The 20,151-nt window shown below is 61.8% G+C and carries 23 protein-coding genes; 14 read left to right on the top strand and 9 right to left on the bottom strand.

Features of this window, described 5'->3' with window-relative positions:
- Positions 1 to 19: 19 nt before the first annotated feature.
- Positions 20 to 520, top strand: coding sequence for a L,D-transpeptidase family protein (locus tag ACN5AZ_RS08850; RefSeq protein WP_419428511.1), 501 nt, complete (start codon positions 20 to 22; stop codon positions 518 to 520).
- Between the two features lie 57 nt (positions 521 to 577).
- On the opposite strand, the gene ACN5AZ_RS08855 is transcribed toward ACN5AZ_RS08850, so the two are convergent.
- The gene (locus ACN5AZ_RS08855) at positions 578 to 1,132 is read right to left on the bottom strand and encodes a CAP domain-containing protein (protein WP_419428512.1); all 555 of its coding nucleotides are present in this window, start codon (positions 1,130 to 1,132) and stop codon (positions 578 to 580) included.
- Positions 1,133 to 1,301: 169 nt separating this feature from the next.
- On the opposite strand from ACN5AZ_RS08855, the gene ACN5AZ_RS08860 reads away from it, so the two are divergent.
- A complete protein-coding gene (locus ACN5AZ_RS08860; protein WP_419428513.1) occupies positions 1,302 to 1,901 on the top strand; it encodes a L,D-transpeptidase in 600 nt (199 codons plus the stop codon).
- Between the two features lie 148 nt (positions 1,902 to 2,049).
- Positions 2,050 to 2,247, top strand: coding sequence for a hypothetical protein (locus ACN5AZ_RS08865; RefSeq protein ID WP_419428514.1), 198 nt, complete (start codon positions 2,050 to 2,052; stop codon positions 2,245 to 2,247).
- A gap of 118 nt (positions 2,248 to 2,365) precedes the next feature.
- Here ACN5AZ_RS08865 and hemH read toward each other — a convergent pair whose 3' ends face one another.
- Complete coding sequence (hemH, locus tag ACN5AZ_RS08870) at positions 2,366 to 3,430, bottom strand: ferrochelatase (protein ID WP_419428515.1); 1,065 nt, start codon at positions 3,428 to 3,430, stop codon at positions 2,366 to 2,368.
- Positions 3,431 to 3,486: 56 nt separating this feature from the next.
- Positions 3,487 to 4,305: an SAM-dependent methyltransferase gene (locus ACN5AZ_RS08875; protein WP_419428516.1), complete on the bottom strand. Its 819-nt coding sequence runs from the start codon at positions 4,303 to 4,305 to the stop codon at positions 3,487 to 3,489.
- On the opposite strand from ACN5AZ_RS08875, the gene ACN5AZ_RS08880 reads away from it, so the two are divergent.
- Genes ACN5AZ_RS08880 through ACN5AZ_RS08895 form a run of 4 tightly spaced genes read left to right on the top strand, consistent with a single transcriptional unit; the run spans position 4,306 to position 6,617 of the window.
- Entirely contained in the window at positions 4,306 to 5,049 is a 744-nt protein-coding gene (locus tag ACN5AZ_RS08880) for a ComF family protein (protein ID WP_419428517.1), read from the top strand.
- A 39-nt stretch (positions 5,050 to 5,088) separates the two neighbouring features.
- A complete protein-coding gene (gene grxC / locus ACN5AZ_RS08885; RefSeq protein WP_419428518.1) occupies positions 5,089 to 5,346 on the top strand; it encodes a glutaredoxin 3 in 258 nt (85 codons plus the stop codon).
- 3 nt (positions 5,347 to 5,349) lie between these two features.
- Positions 5,350 to 6,186: a carbon-nitrogen hydrolase family protein gene (locus ACN5AZ_RS08890; protein ID WP_419428519.1), complete on the top strand. Its 837-nt coding sequence runs from the start codon at positions 5,350 to 5,352 to the stop codon at positions 6,184 to 6,186.
- Positions 6,183 to 6,617: a MarR family winged helix-turn-helix transcriptional regulator gene (locus ACN5AZ_RS08895; RefSeq protein WP_419428520.1), complete on the top strand. Its 435-nt coding sequence runs from the start codon at positions 6,183 to 6,185 to the stop codon at positions 6,615 to 6,617. Before ACN5AZ_RS08890 ends, ACN5AZ_RS08895 begins: the two co-directional genes overlap by 4 nt.
- A 69-nt stretch (positions 6,618 to 6,686) precedes the next feature.
- Here the strand turns inward: ACN5AZ_RS08895 and ACN5AZ_RS08900 are convergent, their stop codons facing one another.
- Positions 6,687 to 7,007, bottom strand: coding sequence for a YciI family protein (locus ACN5AZ_RS08900; RefSeq protein WP_419428521.1), 321 nt, complete (start codon positions 7,005 to 7,007; stop codon positions 6,687 to 6,689).
- Complete coding sequence (gene ubiG / locus ACN5AZ_RS08905) at positions 7,000 to 7,749, bottom strand: bifunctional 2-polyprenyl-6-hydroxyphenol methylase/3-demethylubiquinol 3-O-methyltransferase UbiG (protein WP_419428522.1); 750 nt, start codon at positions 7,747 to 7,749, stop codon at positions 7,000 to 7,002. Before ubiG ends, ACN5AZ_RS08900 begins: the two co-directional genes overlap by 8 nt.
- Positions 7,750 to 7,784: 35 nt before the next feature.
- On the opposite strand from ubiG, the gene pip reads away from it, so the two are divergent.
- The 5 genes from pip (at position 7,785) to ACN5AZ_RS08930 (ending at position 14,274) form a co-directional block, all read left to right on the top strand.
- The gene (gene pip / locus ACN5AZ_RS08910) at positions 7,785 to 8,783 is read left to right on the top strand and encodes a prolyl aminopeptidase (protein ID WP_419428523.1); all 999 of its coding nucleotides are present in this window, start codon (positions 7,785 to 7,787) and stop codon (positions 8,781 to 8,783) included.
- Between the two features lie 43 nt (positions 8,784 to 8,826).
- Complete coding sequence (locus ACN5AZ_RS08915) at positions 8,827 to 9,816, top strand: ABC transporter permease (RefSeq protein ID WP_419428524.1); 990 nt, start codon at positions 8,827 to 8,829, stop codon at positions 9,814 to 9,816.
- Positions 9,813 to 11,009: an ABC transporter permease gene (locus ACN5AZ_RS08920; protein WP_419428525.1), complete on the top strand. Its 1,197-nt coding sequence runs from the start codon at positions 9,813 to 9,815 to the stop codon at positions 11,007 to 11,009. The genes ACN5AZ_RS08915 and ACN5AZ_RS08920 overlap by 4 nt, the downstream gene beginning before the upstream one ends.
- A complete protein-coding gene (locus ACN5AZ_RS08925; protein WP_419428526.1) occupies positions 11,006 to 12,655 on the top strand; it encodes an ABC transporter ATP-binding protein in 1,650 nt (549 codons plus the stop codon). Before ACN5AZ_RS08920 ends, ACN5AZ_RS08925 begins: the two co-directional genes overlap by 4 nt.
- A gap of 65 nt (positions 12,656 to 12,720) precedes the next feature.
- Positions 12,721 to 14,274, top strand: coding sequence for an ABC transporter substrate-binding protein (locus ACN5AZ_RS08930; RefSeq protein WP_419428527.1), 1,554 nt, complete (start codon positions 12,721 to 12,723; stop codon positions 14,272 to 14,274).
- A gap of 160 nt (positions 14,275 to 14,434) precedes the next feature.
- On the opposite strand, the gene hslU is transcribed toward ACN5AZ_RS08930, so the two are convergent.
- Entirely contained in the window at positions 14,435 to 15,745 is a 1,311-nt protein-coding gene (hslU, locus tag ACN5AZ_RS08935; RefSeq protein ID WP_419428528.1) for an ATP-dependent protease ATPase subunit HslU, read from the bottom strand.
- 125 nt (positions 15,746 to 15,870) lie between these two features.
- Between hslU and ACN5AZ_RS08940 the strand changes: the two genes are divergently transcribed.
- On the top strand, positions 15,871 to 16,836 hold the full coding sequence (locus ACN5AZ_RS08940) for a diacylglycerol/lipid kinase family protein (RefSeq protein WP_419428529.1): 966 nt from the start codon (positions 15,871 to 15,873) through the stop codon (positions 16,834 to 16,836).
- Positions 16,833 to 17,615 (top strand): metallophosphoesterase family protein, encoded by a 783-nt coding sequence (locus tag ACN5AZ_RS08945; RefSeq protein WP_419428530.1) that lies wholly within the window; start codon positions 16,833 to 16,835, stop codon positions 17,613 to 17,615. The genes ACN5AZ_RS08940 and ACN5AZ_RS08945 overlap by 4 nt, the downstream gene beginning before the upstream one ends.
- A gap of 19 nt (positions 17,616 to 17,634) precedes the next feature.
- Here ACN5AZ_RS08945 and hslV read toward each other — a convergent pair whose 3' ends face one another.
- The 3 genes from hslV to trxA form a co-directional block, all read right to left on the bottom strand.
- The gene (gene hslV / locus ACN5AZ_RS08950) at positions 17,635 to 18,183 is read right to left on the bottom strand and encodes an ATP-dependent protease subunit HslV (protein WP_419428531.1); all 549 of its coding nucleotides are present in this window, start codon (positions 18,181 to 18,183) and stop codon (positions 17,635 to 17,637) included.
- A 57-nt stretch (positions 18,184 to 18,240) separates the two neighbouring features.
- Positions 18,241 to 19,383: a DUF2235 domain-containing protein gene (locus ACN5AZ_RS08955; protein ID WP_419428532.1), complete on the bottom strand. Its 1,143-nt coding sequence runs from the start codon at positions 19,381 to 19,383 to the stop codon at positions 18,241 to 18,243.
- Between the two features lie 357 nt (positions 19,384 to 19,740).
- Positions 19,741 to 20,061 (bottom strand): thioredoxin, encoded by a 321-nt coding sequence (gene trxA / locus ACN5AZ_RS08960; RefSeq protein ID WP_419428533.1) that lies wholly within the window; start codon positions 20,059 to 20,061, stop codon positions 19,741 to 19,743.
- Between the last annotated feature and the right edge of the window lie 90 nt (positions 20,062 to 20,151).

Consider the following 20,151-nt stretch of genomic DNA (forward strand, 5'->3'; position numbering starts at 1 on the left):
AACGCATCGAGGCAGTGATATGCGATTTCTCCGGTTTGGACTGTTGGTCCTGGCCCTGCTGACGGCAGCGGCCTGTTCATCGAAAAAATACTATAATTACCGCGGGCCCGAGGTAACTCAGGTCGTGGTGAACAAGGGCGAGCGGCGGATGTACCTGCTGCACAACACAAAGGTGTTGGAAGCCTATGATATCGGACTGGGCTTTGCCCCGCGTGGGCACAAGCAGTTCGAAGGCGACGGAAAGACCCCCGAGGGGATCTATTACGTTGACCGGCGCAACCCGAATTCGGCCTTCCATTTGTCAATCGGTGTCAGCTATCCCAACCCGCTGGACCGCGCGAAGGCAGAGGCCGTGGGCAAAAGTCCGGGCGGCGATATCTTTATCCACGGGCGCGGCAACGGGTTCCGCATTGGCGCGCCGCGCGACTGGACCGCAGGCTGTATCGCGGTGACGGATAAGGAAATGCGCGACATCTATTCGATGGTCACCGACGGCACCCCGATCATCATCAACCCCTGATACGCAAAAGGGCTGGCGCGCAAACGCCAGCCCTTTTCAATGCAGTGTCGTGGTGGATCAGCCTTGCAGGCCGGGGATCTGTGCGGCGCCAGCGGCGCCAACGACCATGCACCACCAGATCTTGCCGTTGTCCTCCTGATACCAGGAAAAACCCATCTCTGTGGCAGAAGGGTCAAGGATCACGCGGCGCGTGGGCTCTTCTTCCATCCAGGCGGCGAGGGTTTCGGTCTCTGTTTCGTAGGTCTCGGAAATCGTCTCGCCCACAAGGCGGCCGGAATAACCGACGCGCTGCACCCGATCCACGGGCGACGAGCCATCCGAGCCGAAATGCCACGGGCGGTTTTGCACCGACATGTCCCGCGCATGGGTCGCGGCGGCGGCCTGCAACTGGCTGTTGAGCTCAAGCGGTGCCGCGCCGGAGGCCTGACGCAGCGCGTTCACCGAATCAAGCATGCGATATTCGATCTCTGCGCGCTGGAACGCGCCGATGCGGTACACACGCGGCAAGGGTTTGCCGTCCGGCCCAATTCCGCCGCCTGTGGTGGCGGGTCCAGAGGTACAGGCTGCAATGGCAGCGACAGAAGACAGGGCAAGGAAGGCGCGACGGTTCATATTTGCTGCTTTCGGATGTGCGTTTTGAACTGACTTAGCGTTTCATGCGTTGCCAATCAAACCCACATCGGCGTGAGACAGCGCAAACACAACCCTTTGAATTGCGACTGAGGCTTTCCGGCCATATCATGCCGATAGCAGCAATTTTATCGTCTGAGAGGATTGGACCATGGCTGATCGGTCAACTAACAAGCTGGGGCGTCGCGCTTTTCTGGCAGGCAGTGCTGCGGCATTGGCCAGCCCCGCGTTGGCGCAGGATGTGAACGGTGCAGGCACCACAGAGATCGAGCGCGAGCTCAACAGCGCGGTGCGGCGCAATATTTCCAGCTTCCGCACGCTGGATTGGCAGCCGTATTTCTCGAATCTGTCGGGCGGCGCGATCCTTGTGGATCTTTCATCGCGCGCCCTGCATTACTGGCAGGAAACCGGCACCTACCACCTGTACCCCTGTTCGGTGCCCCTGACCGAAGACCTGACCCGTCGCGGTCGCACCTCGGTCACGCTGAAAGACCCCTCGCCGGATTGGCGCCCGACCCCGTCGATGAAAAAGCGCAACCCCGAGTGGCCGGATTACGTAGGTCCGGGTCCCGACAACCCGCTGGGCACGCGCTCCATGCACCTGAGCTGGCAGTATTACCGGATTCACGGCACGCATGACACGCGCAAGATCGGCCGTCGTTCGTCCAACGGCTGCATCGGCCTGTACAACGAGCACGTCGAAGAACTGTACGAGATGGTTCAAGTTGGCGCGCAGGTGTTGCTTATTTGACCACAAAGAGGCGACGGGCAGATTTTACAGGTCAAGTAGCAATTGCAAAGGCCCTGAAATACTGCTTAGAACGACTCACGAGGTAAGTCTTGGGTGCCTGCTATAGGTCGCATTGCGTCTAACGCAGGCAAATATCTGGAGAATAGAAATGAAAAAAATCGCACTCGCCGCTACTTTCGCTGCAGCTGCAACTTCCGCAATGGCCGGTTCCTACGCCAAGGACGACGTTGTCATGGAAGTGGAGCCCGTTGTTGTTGTTGAAGAGACCCAGGCGTCTTCTTCTTCCGCAGCTCTGCTGATCCCGCTGATGCTGATCGCAATCGTTGCGGCTGCTGCAGCTGACTAATTGTCAGATGCACCCGCCTGAGAGCGGGGCTTGATATTAAAGAAGGCGGGGCGACGGTTCCGCCTTTTTTGTTGTCTGCCTGTCAGGTGCGGCGCGGCCCGAAGGCCGCCACCAAGGGTCAGCTGACCCAGCCGCCCAGATTTTCACCAATCACGGTGCACAGCGCCTTCACATGCGCGTCATCGTCATTCAGGCAGGGGATATACAGGAAATGCTCGCCGCCGGCGTGCTCGAAGCTTTCCTTGATCTCCTCGTTGATCTCTTCCAGCGTTTCGATGCAATCCGCGCTAAAGGCCGGAGCGCAAACGGCGATGTTTGTTTTGCCCTCTTCCTTGGCCAGACGGGCGACTTCCTCGACGGTGTAGGGGCGTAGCCAGTCTTCGGGGCCGAACTGGCTTTGGAAGGTGGTGGCAATCTGCGTGTCGTCCCAGCCCAGCCGTTCCTTCAGCAGGCGCGTCGTCTTCTGGCACTGGCAATGGTAGGGGTCACCTTCCATCAAGTAGCGTTTTGGCACGCCGTGGTAGGAACAGATCAGAAGCTCCGGTTTCACCTCGGCCTGAGCGTAGGCGCGTTCGATGCTTTGGGCGAGCGCCTCGATATATTCGGGGTGTTCGAAATAGGGATCGACCACACGGGCGGTCGGCTGCCATTTCTGCTCCATCAACGCGCGAAAGAACTGGTCGTTCGCGGTGGCCGATGTGGCGCCCGCGTATTGCGGATACAGCGGGAAGAACAGGATCTTGTGGCAGCCTTTGTCGACCAGCTCTTGCACCTTTGACTGGGTCGACGGGTTGCCGTAGCGCATGCAGAAATCGACCTCGACCTGATCGCCGTAGGTGGCGTGCAGCTGTTCGGCTATCTTTTCGGTCTGCGCGCGGGTGATGGTCATCAGCGGGGATTCATTCGCCGCCTCGTTCCAGATCGATTTATACGCGGCCCCGGACGTAAACGGCCGCTTGGTCAGAATGATCAGCTGCAGCAGCGGCTGCCATTTCCATTTCGGGTAGTCGATCACCCGCTGGTCGGACAGGAATTCGTTCAGGTAGCGGCGCATCGACCAGTAATCGGTGCCATCCGGCGTGCCCAGATTGGCCAGAAGGATACCAACCTTGGCCGGTTTGACTTTGGGGTGGTCTGCAGGGGCATGAGCCGGGCGGCTGCCCTCGGGTCTGGAGTCGAGCATGGTGCGTCCCGTTCTTTTTATCTGTTGCTGCCTAAGTATCGTTCCCGCGTATACGGTCAATCCTTCAAACTGGTTTCATCTGTCCCAAGCGCCTGAGCCAGACGATGGGTCGCAGAGCCGGGGCGCAGGGGTTGCGGCTGGCTGGCATCCGGCGCCCAGCCCGCCAATGTTATCATCTCGAAGGTCGCGGCGACACGCCGGTCATCGGTGCCAAAGGTTTCCGCGTAGATCTGCGCGGCCCGCATCATCACGGCGCGCCGCGTGGGGCGGCGCAGCCGTGCGGCCAGTGCATTGCCCTCACCCATGGCGCGCAATTCCCGCATCAGGTGCAGCGGCGTGGCATAGGTGGTGTTCAGCGGCGCGCTGTCTGCCACAGGCAAGGCCAGCCCTGCCCGTTGCATCAATCCCCCCAGATCGCGGATGTCGGCCATGGGCAACACGCGGGGGGACAAGCCGCCGGTGATCTCTGTTTCGGCCTGCGCCAAAGAGGCACGCAGCTCATGCAGGGTCTGCCCGCCCAGCGTCAGAACCAGCGCCATCCCGTCAGGCTTCAACGCGTGCCGCAATTGGATCAGCTGGCCAACGGGATCATCCGCCCAATGCAGGGCAAGCGCATGGATCACCAGATCATGCGCCCCCGGTGTCAGCTGCAGAACCGGCGTATCGGCGACCACAGTGGCATCGGCAAAGGCGCTCTGCCAGATCCGGGGGAAAGGCGTTACAACCGCCACGTCCGTAAACGTTTTGTTAACCATTGAAAGCCGATCCTCGGCTTCGCCCACCGCGATCTCGTGCAGGAACAAGGCGTCAGGCCGCGCGCGGTTGCGGTTGCGTGTCAGGGCGCGGGGATCGGTCAATCGAGGAGGTGTTTCCATATGCGTTCAGATAGGTTCTGGGCCACGCAGATGCAAACCCTCGTGCATATGGTGTTCCCGCCACGTTGTCTGAACTGCGGCGGCCTTGTGGAAACCGATTTCGGCCTGTGCAGCGACTGCTGGAAGGACACGCGGTTCATTTCCGGGCTTGGCTGCGATCTGTGCGGCACTCCGCTGCCCGGCCAATCGGGCGAGTCCGAGCTATGTGACGACTGTCTCGCAACCCCGCGACCATGGCAGCAGGGGCGGGCGGCTCTGGTCTATTCCGGTGTGGGGCGGCGGCTGGTGCTGTCGCTGAAGCATGGCGACCGCGAAGACATCGCCCAGCCAGCCGCGCAGTGGATGGCGCGGGTGACACGGTCCATCGTGACGCCCGACACGCTGGTCATTCCGGTGCCACTGCACCTGCACCGCCATCTGGCGCGCCGCTACAACCAATCCGCCCTTCTGGCCCGCTGTCTGGCAAAGCAGCTGGGCTGCGACTGGTGCCCTGATGCGCTGCACCGTCACCGCGCGACCCCGTCGCTGGATGGCAAAAGCCGGGCAGAGCGTTTTGAAACCCTCGCAGGCCGGATATCGGTGTCCAGCCTGCGCGCCGATCTGCTGCAGGACCGTCCGGTTTTGATCGTTGATGACGTCATGACCACCGGGGCCACCCTGACTGCCTGCGCCGAAGCCTGTCTTGCAGCGGGCGCAAGGTCGGTTTGCACTTCAGTGCTGGCACGCGTTGCACAGGATGCCTAACTACCCTTAACTGGCCACAAACGCCGAAAGGGACCAAACATGCCGCAGATCGACATCTACACCTCGCCGCTATGTGGCTTTTGCCATGCTGCCAAACGCTTGCTGAATTCAAAGGGCGTGGATTTTAACGAAATCGACGTGCTGCAACAGCCCGACCGCAAAGCAGAGATGATGGACCGCGCCGCAGGCCGCCATACGGTGCCGCAGATCTTCATCGGGGACACCCATGTGGGCGGCTGTGACGATCTGTACGACCTGGAGCGTGCAGGCAAACTCGACCCGATGCTGCAGGCCTGACCCATGCGCATTTCCCTGCTGCAAATGACGTCGTCCGACGTGCCAGAGGACAACCTCGACACGCTGCGGCAGATGTTGCAGCAGGCCAAATCCGAAGGCGCCGAACTGGCGCTCACCCCCGAGGTCACCAATTGCGTGTCCATGGACCGCGCGCATCAGCAGGCGGTCCTCCATCCCGAAGCCACCGATCCCACGCTGGCCGGGACAGCAGCACTTGCGCGTGATCTCGACATCTGGGTCTTGCTCGGCTCGCTTGCGCTGAAATCCGCGCCGCCGGAAACCCGCTTTGCCAACCGCTCGCTTCTGATCGCGCCCGACGGACAAATCACCGCCCGCTATGACAAGCTGCATATGTTTGACGTGCAGGTGACCCAGACCGAAACCTTCCGCGAATCCGAGGGGTTCGCATCGGGCGACCACGCGGTCATAGCGCGTGCAGCCGGGGCGGTTTTGGGGCTCACCATTTGCTACGACCTGCGTTTTGCCTATCTGCATCGCGCGCTCGCCCAGGCAGGTGCACAAATCCTGACCGTGCCTGCCGCCTTCTCTATCGGTACAGGCCCCGCACATTGGCAGCCGCTGCTCCAAGCCCGTGCCATCGAAACCGGCTGCTTTGTGCTGGCACCGGCGCAATGCGGCACCCACAGCGCCCGCTCTGGCCGTCCACGCCAAACCCACGGCCATTCGCTGGTCATTTCCCCATGGGGCGAGGTGCTTTTGGACGCAGGCACAGACCCCGGCGTCTACACGCTCGATATTGACCTGAATGAGGTCGCCAAAGCACGCCACAAGGTCCCCGCCCTGACCCACGACCGCCGCTTCACGGGACCCACGGCATGAGCGACAGCAGCGCCCTCGCCATCTCGCTGTTCTCGGAACTGCTGGTCGCCGATCAGCTTCTGCGCGCCCGCCTGACCAAGGAACTGCCCAACAAGATGGAGATCTCGCATTTCTCCGTCCTGAACCAACTGGCGCGTGGCGGCGAAAAAAGCCCCGCCCAACTGGCCCGAAGCTTCCACGTCACACGGGGGGCCATGACCAACACGCTATCGAAACTCGAAATCGCGGGCTACGTCCACATCCGGCCCGACTGGGACGATGCAAGACGCAAAATGGTGTCGATCTCTCCGGCAGGGCGCACCGCGCGCGACGCAGCCCTCGCCGCGATCACACCGATGATCGATGCGGTCATGGCAGATCTCGGAGAGGAGAAGCTCCGCGCCGCCATCCCTGTCCTGCGCGAATTGCGTGGCCGGCTGGAGACGCCCTGACCCCCGGCTTTTTCTTGGGCAAAATACCTCGGGGGAGTCCCCGTCAGGGGACGGGGGCAGCGCCCCCTCTTACTGTGACAGACCAGCCAGCACGGGATGCTGCGTACCGGGGGTGAACTCGGTCACCTCCAACGCGATAACTCCTTCGCGGACAAAGGGGTCTTGCGCCATACGCTCCGTGACGGCGGCGCGGTCCGGTGCGACCGCAATGATCATCCCGCCTGTGCGGGGCACTTTGGGACCGGACACCAGAATGAACCCCTCCGCCAGACATTCCGCAATGAATGCCATATGGGATTCGCGCAGCGGCTCGATCCTGTCGGGACCGGCGGTGTAGCGAATGTCGATCACAAACAGGTTGTGCCCTTCGGGGATCAGCTGTTCAGCCATCTTTCAGCGCCGCAGTCACATAGTTCACGGACAAATCCCGGTCAGAGATTGACCATTTCCATGACACCGGATTGAACACATACCCTTTGCGGTCCACGGGCCGCAGACCGGCGCGCGTCATCAGATCGTACAGCTCGTCGGGGGTGATGAATTTTGACCATTCATGCGTGCCCTTCGGCAGCCAGCGCATGACATATTCCGCCCCCAGAATGGCCACAGCAAAGCTTTTGGGGTTGCGGTTGATGGTCGAGCACAGGTGCAGCCCGCCGAGCTTAAGAAGCTGGCGGCAAGCGGTCAGATAGGCCAGCGGATCGGCCACATGTTCGACCACCTCCATGTTCAGCACCACGTCGAATTGCTCGCCTGCGGCGGCCATGGCTTCGGCGGTGGTGTGACGGTAGTCGATTTCCAGATCCGATTGCCGCGCATGCGCTTCGGCCACGGGGATGTTGCGCTCGGCGGCGTCGACGCCGACAATCTCGGCCCCCAGCCGCGCCATAGGTTCACACAAAAGCCCGCCACCGCAGCCGATGTCCAATATCCGCAGCCCGTCAAAGGGGCTCTGGGCGGACAGGTCGCGGTCAAACTCCCCTGCGATTTGTGTTGTGATGTAATCCAGCCGCACGGGATTCATCATGTGCAGCGGCTTGAATTTGCCGTGGGGGTCCCACCATTCTGCGGCCATGGCCTCGAACTTGGCGATTTCGTTTGCGTCGACGGTGGTTGTCATTGCCTTCCCCATGGTCTTAGGTCGCTGCAACGCAATATAGGTAGGACATGGATAAAATCCCCGGTCAAATGCGCGCAGTTCAGTACCTTTACCCTCCGATCGACCCCTTCGACCAGAGGATGTTGGACGTTGGCGACGGACATCAGGTCTATGTCGAACAATGCGGCAATCCCGATGGCTGGCCGGTGATCGTCCTGCATGGCGGGCCGGGGGGCGGCTGCAGCCCGGCGATGCGGCGCTATTTCGACCCGAAAGCCTTCCGTGTGATCCTGTTTGATCAGCGCGGTTGTGGCCGGTCGCGGCCCCATGCCAGCGTGGAACACAACACGACGTGGGATCTTGTCGCCGATATCGAGCTGATCCGCGAGACCTTGGGCATCGAAAAGGCCGTGGTCTTCGGGGGCAGCTGGGGGGCAACCCTGTCGCTGATCTATGCCATCTCGCACCCCGAACGGGTCAGCCATCTGGTGTTGCGGGGGGTGTTCCTGATGACGCAGACCGAACTGGACTGGTTTTACGGGGGCGGCGCGGGGCAATTCTGGCCCGAACCCTGGGCGCGATTCACCGCTTTGGTGCCCGAGGACGAACGAAACGACCTGATTGCGGCATATCACAAACGTTTGTTCGGACCCGATCTGCGGGTGCAGACCCGCTTTGCCCAAGCATGGTCGGCGTGGGAAAACGCCTTGGCGTCGGTCTATTCCAACGGCCACGGTGGCGAGGCCCCCGGCGAATACGCCCGTGCCTTTGCCAGATTGGAAAATCACTACTTTACCAATCGCGGTTTCCTGTCCGAGGACGGTTGGATCCTCAATAACGCTGATAAATTGAGCAAAATTCCCGGCGTCATTGTTCAGGGACGTTACGACATGATCTGCCCGCCTCAGCGCGCGTGGGAGCTGTCTCAGGCGTGGCCGAACAGTGATTTGCGTATGATACGCAATGCTGGCCACGCCTTGTCAGAGCCCGGGATCAGTGCCGAACTGGTGCGCGCCATGGATGACATCGCTCGGCGAGAGGGTTTACATCTGTCCTCAGCCCGTTAACCTGTTGCGCAAACAATGAACAACAGGGAAGACCCGAGCTATCGTGCATCCGGTCCTTAGAATTGTCTTGCAGCGTCTCTCACTGGGTGTGCTGACGCTCTTCATCGTCTCCTTTGTCATCTTCACAGCGGTTAACATGCTGCCGGGGGATTTCGCGGAGGCCATCCTTGGTCAGGGCGCCACGCCCGAGGCCATCGCATCCATCCGCCGCGATCTCGGGCTCGATCAGCCTTTTATCACCCGCTATTTCATTTGGCTGGGCGATATGCTGCGCGGCGATCTGGGCGTCAGCTATGCCCAGTTGAATTTCCAAAGCAACATGGGCGCGACGGAGCTGAAAACCGTTGTGCAGCAGATCGCGCCACGGTTTGACAACACCATGTTCCTTGCCGGTGTGGCCGCATTGATCGCGGTGCCCTTTGCCGTGGGGTTGGGCATTCTGGCGGCGCTTTATCGCAACTCGGTGTTCGACAAGGTGGTGAACGTCGGCACTCTGACGTCGATCTCCTCGCCCGAGTTCTTCCTCGCCTACATTCTTGTGCTGTTCCTTGCGGTGCTCAATCCGGTGCTGCCGTCGATTTCCAACATCTATCAGGGCATCGGCTTTGCCGACCGGCTGACGGCCACGCTGCTGCCGGCGCTGACCCTGACCTTGGTGGTCACCGCGCATATGATGCGGATGACACGGGCGGCGATCATCAACCTGCTCGCCTCGCCCTATATCGAAATGGCCCGTCTGAAAGGCACCAAGCCGCTGCGTATCATCGTCAAACATGCGCTGCCGAACGCTTGGGCGCCGATCATCAACGTGATCGCGCTGAACCTTGCCTATCTGATCACCGGTGTGGTCGTGGTCGAGGTGGTGTTCAACTATCCCGGCATCGGCCAGCTGTTCGTGGACGCGGTGAAAAACCGTGACATCCCCGTGGTGCAGGCCTGCTGCCTGATCTTTGCAGGGGCCTACATCCTGCTGAACCTTGCCGCCGACATCTTGTCGATCCTGAGCAACCCGCGTCTGAGGCATCCCAAATGAGCATCTGGCTGCAACTTGTGATCGCGTTGGCCGCAGTGGCCGCGCTGGGTTGGCTGTTCCGTTTCGCGGGGCAGAAAGTAACCGGCAACCGCCCGTGGTTTCGTGACATGTCCTTTGCCGTGGCCTTTGGCTTTGCGCTGGCGGCGGCTTTGGTTGTGGGCGGGATCTGGCTGTATTTCCAACCCGACGGGTCCGAGGCAGGCGCACCGCGCGCCTCTGTCATCTTCTGGCGCTGGGCGGTGCATTTCGTCGCTGTCTCGGCGGTCGCCGCTTTTGTGTTCCGCCTGATCGGGCGCTACGTCGGCACCGAAGGCACGCGCAAGGCGTTCCGCCAGATGCCCCTGACGGCGGCCTTCGGGCTGTTGGTGATCTTGCTCTATGCCATCGCCGCGATATTCGCGGGCATCATCGCCCCGCATGGTCAGGAAGAGGTCTTTGCCGCGGCCAACGTCGTTCCGGGTGGCAATCCGGCGATGGGGGGCAACCCCGACTTTCCGCTGGGCACCGACCAGATCGGCCGCGATATCCTGTCCCGCCTGATCTATGGCGCGCAAAACACCGTTGGCATCGCCTTTGCCACCACGGTTCTGGCCTTCTTGCTGGGGGGCACGCTGGGCTTTCTTGCGGCGACCTTGCAGGGCTGGACGGACCAGTTGCTCAGCCGTGCGGTCGATGTGCTGATGGCGATCCCTTCGCTGATCTTTTCGCTGCTGCTGATCACCGTGGCCTCGGCCTGGGTGTCGGGCGCGGGTCTGACGGCGGCCATGGTCGTGATCATCGCGGTGATCGATTCGACCCGCGTGTTCCGCCTAAGCCGCGCGGTCGGCATGAACATCGTGGTCATGGATTACATCGAGGCGGCAAAGCTGCGTGGTGAGGGGCTGGGCTATCTCATCTTCCGCGAGATCCTGCCCAATGCGACGGCACCGCTGCTGGCGGAATTCGGGCTGCGATTCTGCTTTGTCTTCCTGACAATCTCGGCGCTGTCTTTCCTTGGCCTTGGTATCCAGCCGCCGCTGGCCGACTGGGGCACCATGGTCAAAGACCTGTCCGGCTTTATCAACTACGCGGTCTTTGCGCCGCAGGTGGCCACCGCGCCGCTGCTGGCGGCGGGCGCAATCGCCCTGCTGACCGTCGCGGTGAACTTTGTCGTGGACTGGATGCTGCACAGAAGCTCGGGGCTCAAAGAATGACCGATTTCCTTGTAGAAATGCGCGACGTCAAGATCGAAGGCCGGTCTGACGAGACATGGATGCCGATCATCAAAGGCGTCGATCTGACCCTGAAAAAAGGCGAGGTTCTGGGCCTGATCGGGGAATCCGGTGCGGGCAAATCCACGCTGGGTCTGGCGGCGATGGGCTTTACCCGCGATGGTGTGCGGATCTCTGGCGGGTCTGTCCAGTTTGACGGAATCGATCTGCTCAGCGCCTCGGCTGAACAAAAACGCCAGCTTCTGGGCAAGCGCATCGCCTATGTGGCGCAATCTGCTGCGGCCTCGTTCAACCCGGCGCATAAGCTGATCGACCAGCACACGGAGGCCCCCGTTCAACATGGCGTGGCGTCGAAATCCGACAGCGCCGAGGACGGGATCGAACTGTACCGCAAGCTGCGTCTGCCCAACCCTGACGAAATCGGCTTTCGCTATCCGCATCAGGTGTCCGGCGGCCAGTTGCAGCGTGCCATGACCGCGATGGCCATGTCCTGCCGTCCCGATCTGATCATCTTTGACGAGCCAACTACCGCGCTGGATGTCACCACCCAGATCGAGGTGCTGGCCGCGATCCGCAACATCGTCGAGGAATTCGACACCGCTGCCATCTACATCACCCATGATCTGGCCGTTGTGGCGCAGATGGCCGACCGGATCAAAGTGCTGCTGAAGGGCGATGAGGTCGAAGAGGCCGAAACCCGCGAGATGCTCAGCCATCCCAAGCAGGACTACACCAAAAGCCTGTGGGCCGTGCGTGAATTCATGCGCCCCGCGAAACCCGCACCGGCGGTGGATGCCACGCCGGTTGTCAGCGTTCAGAATATCACCGCCGCCTACGGGCGTGTGCCGGTTCTGCATGATGTCAGCTTTGACATTCATGCGGGGCGCACCGTGGCTGTCGTTGGCGAATCCGGCTCGGGCAAATCCACCACCGCGCGTGTGATCACCGGTCTGTTGCCACAGTCCCAAGGCGTGGTGGAACTGGACGGCGTGGCCTTGCCCGCCAACTACCGCCAGCGGACCAAGGACCAGCTGCGTCAGGTGCAGATGATCTATCAAATGGCGGACACCGCCCTGAACCCGCGCAAAACCATTGGCGAACTCATTGGCCGCCCCGTGGAATTCTACGGCGGTCTGAAGGGCCGGGCCAAACGCGACCGCGTGGCCGAGCTGATGGAACAGATCGAACTGCCCGCCAAACAATACGCCGACCGCCTGCCATCCGAGCTGTCGGGCGGGCAAAAACAGCGGATCGGCATTGCCCGTGCATTGGCCGCCGAGCCGAAATTCATCATCTGTGACGAGGTCACCAGCGCGTTGGACCAACTGGTGGCCGAAGGAATCCTGCGCCTGTTGGCCCGCCTGCAGGACGATCTCAACCTCAGCTATATGTTCATCACGCATGATCTGGCCACCGTGCGGTCCATCGCCGACGAGGTGGTTGTGATGAAAAACGGTGCCGTGGTGGAACAGGGGCCAAAGCTCGATATGTTCCAGCCGCCGCATCACCCCTATACGGATCTTTTGCTGTCATCGGTGCCTGAAATGGACCCCGACTGGCTGACGAATCTGCTGCAGGAACGTGGCGTCGACAACATTGGCGATGCGGCAGTTGATAACATGCGCTGACAGCCGCTAGGCTGTGGCCACAAACAAAACCGCAGAAGCGGAAAAACCAATCAGGGAGACGACAAATGACACGGATTAGCAGACGCGGACTTTTGACAACCGGCGCCGCCGCCGGTGTTCTGGCCGCAAGCGGCCTGCCGCTGCGCGCGCAGGCCAAAAAGGGCGGTCGCCTGCGTGCGGGCCTTGGCGGGGCGAACACCTCGGACAGCTGGGACGCACGGACCCACTCCGACCTGTTCATGATCGCTGCGGCACAGGGCGCGGTCTTTGACAGCCTCACAGAGGTCAAGGCAGACGGCACGCTGACCGGCGAGCTGGCCGAAAGCTGGGAAGCCTCGGCAGACGCCAAGACATGGACCTTCAACCTGCGCTCGGGCGTGACCTTCCACAACGGCAAGGCGTTCGGTGCGGATGATGTGATCGAATCGCTGCAGATGCACGTGGCCGAAGGCGCGAAATCCGCCGCCAAGCCCATCGTCGAAGCGATCACCGAGATGAAAAAGCTCGGCGACCTGCAGGTGCAGTTCACGCTCAACAGTGGCAATGCGGACTTCCCCTACCTGCTGTCCGATTACCACATCCTGATCTACCCCGCAGGCCAGATCGAAGAAGCCATCGCCAACGGCATCGGCACGGGCCTCTATCAGGTCCAGTCGTTTGAGCCGGGCGTGCGCATGGTCGCCACCCGCTACGCCGACCACTACAAAGGTGACAGCGCGGGCCACTTCGACGAGATCGAATACATCGCGATCAACGACAACACCGCGCGAATGAACGCGCTGATGACCGGTCAGGTGGATGCGATCAACCGCATCGACTTCAAAACCGAAGCCCTGCTGAAAGCGAACCCGATGGTCCGCATTCAGGAAGTGACCGGCAACCAGCAGTACACTTTCCCGATGCTGACCAACAACGCACCGTTCAACGATGTGAACGTGCGCAAGGCGCTGAAATACGGCATCAATCGTCAGGAAATGGTCGACAAGATCCTGCTGGGCCATGGCCGCGTCGGCAACGACAGCCCCATCGGCCCCGCAAACCAGTACTTTGCCGATGATATGGAACAGCTCGCCTACGATCCCGACAAGGCGAAATTCTACCTCAAAGAGGCGGGTCTGGATTCCATCGATCTCGACCTCTCGGCCTCCAACGCAGCCTTCGAAGGTGCGGTGGACGCAGCCCAGCTGTTCCAGGCCTCTGCCAAGGCAGGCGGCGTGAACATCAACGTCGTTCAGGAACCCGCAGACGGCTACTGGTCCAACGTCTGGCTGAAAAAGGACTTCTGCGCCTGCTACTGGTCCGGCCGCGCGACCGAGGACTGGATGTTCTCCACCGCCTACGAGGCCGGCGTGCCGTGGAACGACAGCCAGTGGGACGAGGGCGACAGCGCCCGCTTCCAGGAGCTCCTGCTGACCGCGCGTGCGGAACTCGACAGCGCCAAGCGCCGCGAGCAATACGCCGAAATGCAGATGATCCTGCGCGACGAAGGCGGCGTTATTATCCCGATGTTCGCCAACTACGTGCAGGCCGTCAGCAACAAGGTCGCCAATCCCGAAACGGTCGGCAACCTCTGGCAGATGGACAACGCCCGTATGGCGGAACGCTGGTGGATGGCCTGATCGGCCCCAACCCCAGCCAAAACAAAAGGGCGGCCCACGGGTCGCCCTTTCTCGTTCCATCTATCTCCCGCCCCTGCTTTTCCTTGGCCAAATACCTGCAAGGGGGCCGGGGGACGGCACGTCCCCCGCGGATCGCCCGCCGCAAGGCGGGGGAAACCTGTTACAGCACGTAGCGCGACAGATCGGTGGACCGTGTCAGATCGCCAAGCTGCGCCTCGACGAACGCTTCATCCACGGTGATTTCCTCGCCGCCCTTGTCCGGCGCGTGAAAGCTCAGCTCCTCGAACACCCGCTCCATCACGGTGTACAGCCGCCGTGCGCCGATGTTCTCGACCGATCCGTTAACCTCTGCGGCGATGCGGGCCAGTGCGTGAATGCCCCCTTCGGTAAAGGTCACGGTGACCTCCTCGGTGGCCATCAGCGCCGTATACTGGCGGGTCAGCGCATTGTCGGTTTCCGTCAGGATGCGGACAAAATCATCCTCGGTCAGGGCGCGCAGGTTTACACGGATCGGCAGACGCCCCTGCAATTCCGGCAGCAGGTCCGACGGCTTGGCGATATGGAACGCGCCGCTGGCGATGAACAGGATGTGGTCGGTCTTGACCGTTCCGTGTTTGGTCGACACGGTTGTGCCCTCGATCAGGGGCAGCAGATCCCGCTGCACCCCCTCGCGTGAGACGTCACCGCCCCGGGCATCCTGACGGGCGCACACCTTGTCGATCTCGTCCAGAAACACGATCCCGTTCTGTTCAACCGCGTCCAACGCCGCCTGTTTGACGGTCTCGTCATCCAGCAGCTTGTCGGCCTCTTCGTTGATCAGCAGGTCATAGCTTTGCGCGACCGTCATCGATTTGCGCGTGGTGCGCCCGGCAAAGGCTTTGCCAAAGATATCGCCCAGATTCATCATCCCCATCTGGCCGCCGCCGGGCTGACCGGGAATGTCCATCATCGGAAAGGGATTGGCGGTCTCGGCCACATCCAGTTCGATGACCGTATCGTCCAGCTCGCCGGCCTTCAGCTTGCGGCGGAACATCTCGCGCGTCTGGTCACGTGCATCCGATCCGGCGATGGCCTCAATAACACGGTCCTCTGCTGCCTGATGGGCGCGGGCCTTCACGTCCTCGCGCATCCATTCGCGGGTGTCGACAATGGCCGTGTCCACCAGATCGCGGATGATCTGTTCCACGTCGCGCCCGACATAGCCCACCTCGGTGAACTTGGTGGCCTCGACCTTGATGAACGGCGCGCGGGCCAGTTTTGCCAGACGGCGGCTGATTTCGGTTTTGCCGACGCCGGTGGGGCCGATCATCAGGATGTTTTTGGGATAGACCTCGTCGCGCAGGTCATCGCCCAACTGTTTGCGGCGCCAGCGATTGCGCAGGGCGACGGCGGTGGCACGCTTGGCCTCGGCTTGGCCGATGATGAAACGGTCGAGTTCCGAGACGATTTCGCGGGGCGTGAGGTCAGTCATGGGTGTCCTTTTCAACGGTTGGCTTTGAGATAACCAATGCTGCGGAAATTCCAAGCCCTGCGGCGGATCTTGACGGAACCTGCCCGCGCCCCGACGTGTTCACCCACAGGATTGGAGATCTCTGAATGCCTGACACCGGCACCTTACCCGCTGCCGCAGCCTCTGTCACACAGACGGGGCCTGTGGTGATCATCACCAACCGCAAGTCCGGGCGCAATTCGCGCGACCGGGCCGCAGTCGAGGCCGCCGCCCGCGCCCTTGGCGGCGAGATCGTATCGTTCAGCGGTGGCAAGGGGCTGATGCGGGCGATTGCCCAGACCCGCGCGCGCCGCCCGTCGCTGGTGGTCGCCGCAGGCGGTGATGGCACCGCCATGGCCGTGGCCAATGCCTTTCTCGGCAGTGATGTGGGGTTTGCCGTTCTACCCTTGGGCACGTTCAACTATTTCGCGCGCGGGCTCGGCCTGTCCGAGGACCCGCAAGAGGCTGCAGAACAGCTATCGCGCGGGCGCATCATCGATCTGCGGGTTGCGCAGGTGAACGGTCAGGTGTTTCTGAACAACGCCTCGGTGGGCATCTACCCGTCGATCCTGAAAGTGCGCGAGACGATCTATCAGAAATGGGGCCGACGCCGCATCATGGCCCATTGGTCGGTGGTCAAAACCTTCCTGCGGTTTCGCAAACCCATGCGGGTGCGGATCACGATGGATGGCGACGGTGGGCGCTACCGCACAGCATTGGTGTTTGTGGCGCGCTCGGCCTTTCAACTGGACCGCTTCGGGCTGGAGGGGACGGATGTTGTCCGCGACGGTGGATTTGCCGTGCTGCTGGTGAATGCCCGCACCCGGCTGGAGCTGTTCCGGCGCGTGTTCAAGCTGGCGCTTGGCACTGTTGAGGAAGGCGTCGACTATGACCTGTTCGCAGCCAATACGCTCGACATAGATATCGAAGGGCGCAACCGCGTTCTGCTGGCCTATGACGGCGAGAAAAAGCGCACCAGCGCGCCCTTGCGCTTTGCCATGTCGGATCAGGTTCTGCGCGTTCTGGTGCCCGCAGGCGACGCCCCCGATGCCACTGAAAAGGAAGCGTCATGAAACGTGTTCTGCATCTGTCGGATCTGCACTACGGCAAGGATCGTGCTGATCTTGAAGAGCCGCTGCTGGACACGATCCACCAGTTGCAGCCCGATCTTGTGGCGATCTCAGGTGATTTCACACAACGCGCCCGCAGGCGGCAGTTCGCCCGTGCCCGCGCCTTTCTGGACCGGCTGCAGGTGCCGTGGCTGGCCGTTCCCGGCAATCACGATACGCCGCTGGATAACCTGTGGGTGCGGTTGACGAAGCCTTGGCAACGCTACCGTCAGGCCATCCACGAAGAGCTGGAGCCGGTCTATCAGGACGAGGGCATGGTTGTGGTCGGCATCAACACAGTCAACCGCTTTGCATGGCAGCGCGGGCGGCTGTCGGACCGGCGGGTGACGCGCGCCTGCCGCGCCTTTCTGGACGATGATCCCCGCGCGCGGCTTGTGATGCTGCACCATCCGCTGCAACACGGCCCCGAGGTCGAGAAACGCCTGATGCGCGGCGCGGACGAGGCCTTGCAGGCACTGGCAGGCTGTGGCGCGCAGATTGTGCTGTCAGGGCATCTGCACAACACCATCATCGCGCCGTTCCGGGCATGGCCAGAGCTGCTGTTTGTTCAGGCGGGCACCTGCCTGTCCAGCCGCGTGCGCGGCGAGACCAACATGTTCAACCTGCTGGATCTGTGGGGGGATCAGGTGCGGGTCCAAAGCTGGGGCGCAATCGACGGTGTCTTTGACGCACGCGAGACATGGAGCTACCGGCTGGACGGGGGCCATTGGCAGCGGGTGTGACGCCGCCACCGGCCAAAAATCAGATCGCTTCGACCGTCAGCCGACCGTTGGTGTAGACACAGATGTCTGCGGCGATGGCCATTGCCTCGCGCGCGACGGTCTCGGCGTCTTTGTCCGTGTCCATCATGCCGCGCGCTGCGGCCAGCGCAAAGTTGCCGCCCGAACCGATGGCGGCCACGTCATGTTCCGGTTCCAGAACATCGCCCGCGCCGGTGATGACCAGCAGTTCGGTGCCATCGGTCACGATCAGCATGGCCTCCAGCTTGGACAGGTATTTGTCGGTGCGCCAGTCCTTGGCCAGCTCGACACTGGCGCGCTGCAGTTGCCCCGGCGTGGCCTCCAGCTTGGTTTCCAGCCGCTCCAGAAGCGTGAAGGCATCGGCGGTCGATCCGGCAAAGCCCACGATCACGTCATGCCCGCCCGGTGACAGGCGGCGCACCTTGCGCGCGGTGCCCTTGATGACGGTCTGCCCCAAAGAGACCTGACCGTCTCCGGCGATCACGACTTTGCCGCCCTTGCGGACGCCGATGATGGTGGTGCCATGCCAGCCGGGAAATTCGTTGCTCATGTCGTCTCCTTTGCTTGGGGGAGATATGGCAACGCAGCCGCCGCAGGGCAAGGGTGGCTAGACCTGCGGGGCCTCCCACGGTTCGATCTGATGGTCGGCAGGGACATGGGCGGGCAGGGGGCCGGCCTGTTCGACAGAGCCATGGATCAATGCCCCCTCCGGCACGGCGCGGGGTTCGGACATAGGGATAACATAGCCGCCAAAGCCTGCGCGCCGTGAACCTGCGGGTTTGCGGCGCGGCAAATATTCCATCATGCGCCACCCCACGGTCATGGAGTTATGCTCCTTCGCCGTGGCATCCGGCGGGGTGTAGCGTTTCTCGTCAGGGATGATCTTGCCCAGTACGATGTGGTCGACGGTGTCATCATCATAGGCCAACCCCAACTGGCGGCTTTCGCGGATCATCCAGTACAGCGGGATCTTGGCGAGGGCGGATTCCGCCTCGGGGTAGCCGCCTCCCACATCGCCATGCGCCCCGCGAAACCAGACTTCACGCAGGTCCTGCGGATGGTCCTTATGCTGCTGTCCGGCGGGCCAAAGCTGTGGGCGGTACATTGTGCGCCGTTCTGACAGGGCCACCGCGTGGCGCACCGCCTGCACCGACGGGTTGAGCCGGACATGGGCGTGGCTGCGCAAGCGGGGCAGCACCCGCCCGCTTTCGATGACAGAGGCGACCGTGTCGAACAGGCCCAGAAAGCGGATCGACACCGGCATCGGGTCTATGATGCGGCAAAACAGGCGGATTTCCTCGACATCGGCGGCGTCTTCGGTGTCTGAAATCCGTTTGTAGGCGCGATAGGTATAGTCGAGCAGGTTCAGGTTGCGCGCCTGCATCAGGCCGAAACTGTGCAGAAATCCGGCCAGCACCCGCGCCGTGTAAGCCCCGCGCGAAAAGCCGAACAGCCAGATGCGGTCCTGTTCGCCGTGTTCATCCACCTGCACCGTATCGACGAGAAAGCGGTAGGCTTCTTTGACATTCCGGTCGAGCCCCCAGCCCGTGGCCATGCCCCAGACCTCTTGCGCCTTGCGCGGTATCTGGGACCACGAATCCTCGGACCCGAAGGTGCCGACACCGGGATCGTACCAGACGATCTGGTCAGGGGTTTTCTGAAGCGTGCCGTACAAACGTAAAATATTCGTCCGGTCGGCGGAAATTTCGTTCGACGTGCCGTCGAGCAGCAAAACAATGTCTCTGGCCATAATTATATCCTGAATCAATCAATTCAGGGTAGTTTAGCGCCGAGACATCCGCCGGTCACCCTGTCACAGGGCATTGGCGCTGGGATTGGGGGGCAGTGTGGTGTCAGGCACAACCGCGCAGGCGGTCAGAGCGAACAAAAGCAGCAAAGATGACGTGAGAAAACGGGGCATAGGAACAATCCGGCGATGGTGAAATACCCTCATAGGGTGTGCCGAAAAAATGGCAGGATTGTGCACGTAATGCGGGTATCACGGGGCTTTTGGTTAACGGCTGGTTAATCCACTCGGCCACACCGACCATACGCCCACGAAAAAGGGCCCCGCGATGGGGCCCTTGGTCCGGTAAAACACCGTGATTTAGATGGATTCGTCGATCCAGGATTTCAGCGCTGCCTTAGGGCGTGCACCGGCAAGGTTGGCAACCGGTGCGCCGTCCTTGAACACGAACAGCGCGGGGATGCCACGCACGCCCATAGCAGCGGCGGAGTTGGGGTTGCTGTCCACGTCGACCTTGGCGATCTTTACGGCGTCGCCGTATTCTGCGGACAGCTCTTCAAGCGCGGGGCCGATCTGCTTGCAGGGGCCGCACCATTCCGCCCAGAAGTCGACGACGACCGGAACGGAGGAGTTTTTGACTTCGGCGTCGAAGGTAGCGTCGGTTACGGCAACAGTGGCCATGATGTCTCTCCTGGCGATTGGGATCTGGGTATCGGGTCAGCGAGCAGCGGGCCCGTTCAGGTTCTGAAAACTATGTGCCGCCCGCTCAGC

It is taken from the genome of Sagittula sp. SSi028 (genome assembly GCF_048553715.1).
Classification (GTDB): domain Bacteria; phylum Pseudomonadota; class Alphaproteobacteria; order Rhodobacterales; family Rhodobacteraceae; genus Sagittula.

Bases quoted from the DNA above. Each gene is read 5' to 3' on its own strand.
- ACN5AZ_RS08890 (WP_419428519.1), top strand. From the start codon at position 5,350: ATGCGCATTTCCCTGCTGCAAATGACGTCGTCCGACGTGCCAGAGGAC.
- ACN5AZ_RS08865 (WP_419428514.1), top strand. From the start codon at position 2,050: ATGAAAAAAATCGCACTCGCCGCTACTTTCGCTGCAGCTGCAACTTCC.
- ACN5AZ_RS08875 (WP_419428516.1), bottom strand. From the start codon at position 4,305: ATGGAAACACCTCCTCGATTGACCGATCCCCGCGCCCTGACACGCAAC.
- ACN5AZ_RS08895 (WP_419428520.1), top strand. From the start codon at position 6,183: ATGAGCGACAGCAGCGCCCTCGCCATCTCGCTGTTCTCGGAACTGCTG.
- ACN5AZ_RS08930 (WP_419428527.1), top strand. From the start codon at position 12,721: ATGACACGGATTAGCAGACGCGGACTTTTGACAACCGGCGCCGCCGCC.
- pip (WP_419428523.1), top strand. From the start codon at position 7,785: ATGGATAAAATCCCCGGTCAAATGCGCGCAGTTCAGTACCTTTACCCT.
- ubiG (WP_419428522.1), bottom strand. From the start codon at position 7,749: ATGGGGAAGGCAATGACAACCACCGTCGACGCAAACGAAATCGCCAAG.
- grxC (WP_419428518.1), top strand. From the start codon at position 5,089: ATGCCGCAGATCGACATCTACACCTCGCCGCTATGTGGCTTTTGCCAT.
- ACN5AZ_RS08850 (WP_419428511.1), top strand. From the start codon at position 20: ATGCGATTTCTCCGGTTTGGACTGTTGGTCCTGGCCCTGCTGACGGCA.
- ACN5AZ_RS08955 (WP_419428532.1), bottom strand. From the start codon at position 19,383: ATGGCCAGAGACATTGTTTTGCTGCTCGACGGCACGTCGAACGAAATT.
- ACN5AZ_RS08880 (WP_419428517.1), top strand. From the start codon at position 4,306: ATGCGTTCAGATAGGTTCTGGGCCACGCAGATGCAAACCCTCGTGCAT.
- ACN5AZ_RS08925 (WP_419428526.1), top strand. From the start codon at position 11,006: ATGACCGATTTCCTTGTAGAAATGCGCGACGTCAAGATCGAAGGCCGG.
- ACN5AZ_RS08920 (WP_419428525.1), top strand. From the start codon at position 9,813: ATGAGCATCTGGCTGCAACTTGTGATCGCGTTGGCCGCAGTGGCCGCG.
- ACN5AZ_RS08855 (WP_419428512.1), bottom strand. From the start codon at position 1,132: ATGAACCGTCGCGCCTTCCTTGCCCTGTCTTCTGTCGCTGCCATTGCA.
- ACN5AZ_RS08860 (WP_419428513.1), top strand. From the start codon at position 1,302: ATGGCTGATCGGTCAACTAACAAGCTGGGGCGTCGCGCTTTTCTGGCA.
- hemH (WP_419428515.1), bottom strand. From the start codon at position 3,430: ATGCTCGACTCCAGACCCGAGGGCAGCCGCCCGGCTCATGCCCCTGCA.
- ACN5AZ_RS08945 (WP_419428530.1), top strand. From the start codon at position 16,833: ATGAAACGTGTTCTGCATCTGTCGGATCTGCACTACGGCAAGGATCGT.
- hslV (WP_419428531.1), bottom strand. From the start codon at position 18,183: ATGAGCAACGAATTTCCCGGCTGGCATGGCACCACCATCATCGGCGTC.
- ACN5AZ_RS08900 (WP_419428521.1), bottom strand. From the start codon at position 7,007: ATGGCTGAACAGCTGATCCCCGAAGGGCACAACCTGTTTGTGATCGAC.
- hslU (WP_419428528.1), bottom strand. From the start codon at position 15,745: ATGACTGACCTCACGCCCCGCGAAATCGTCTCGGAACTCGACCGTTTC.
- trxA (WP_419428533.1), bottom strand. From the start codon at position 20,061: ATGGCCACTGTTGCCGTAACCGACGCTACCTTCGACGCCGAAGTCAAA.
- ACN5AZ_RS08940 (WP_419428529.1), top strand. From the start codon at position 15,871: ATGCCTGACACCGGCACCTTACCCGCTGCCGCAGCCTCTGTCACACAG.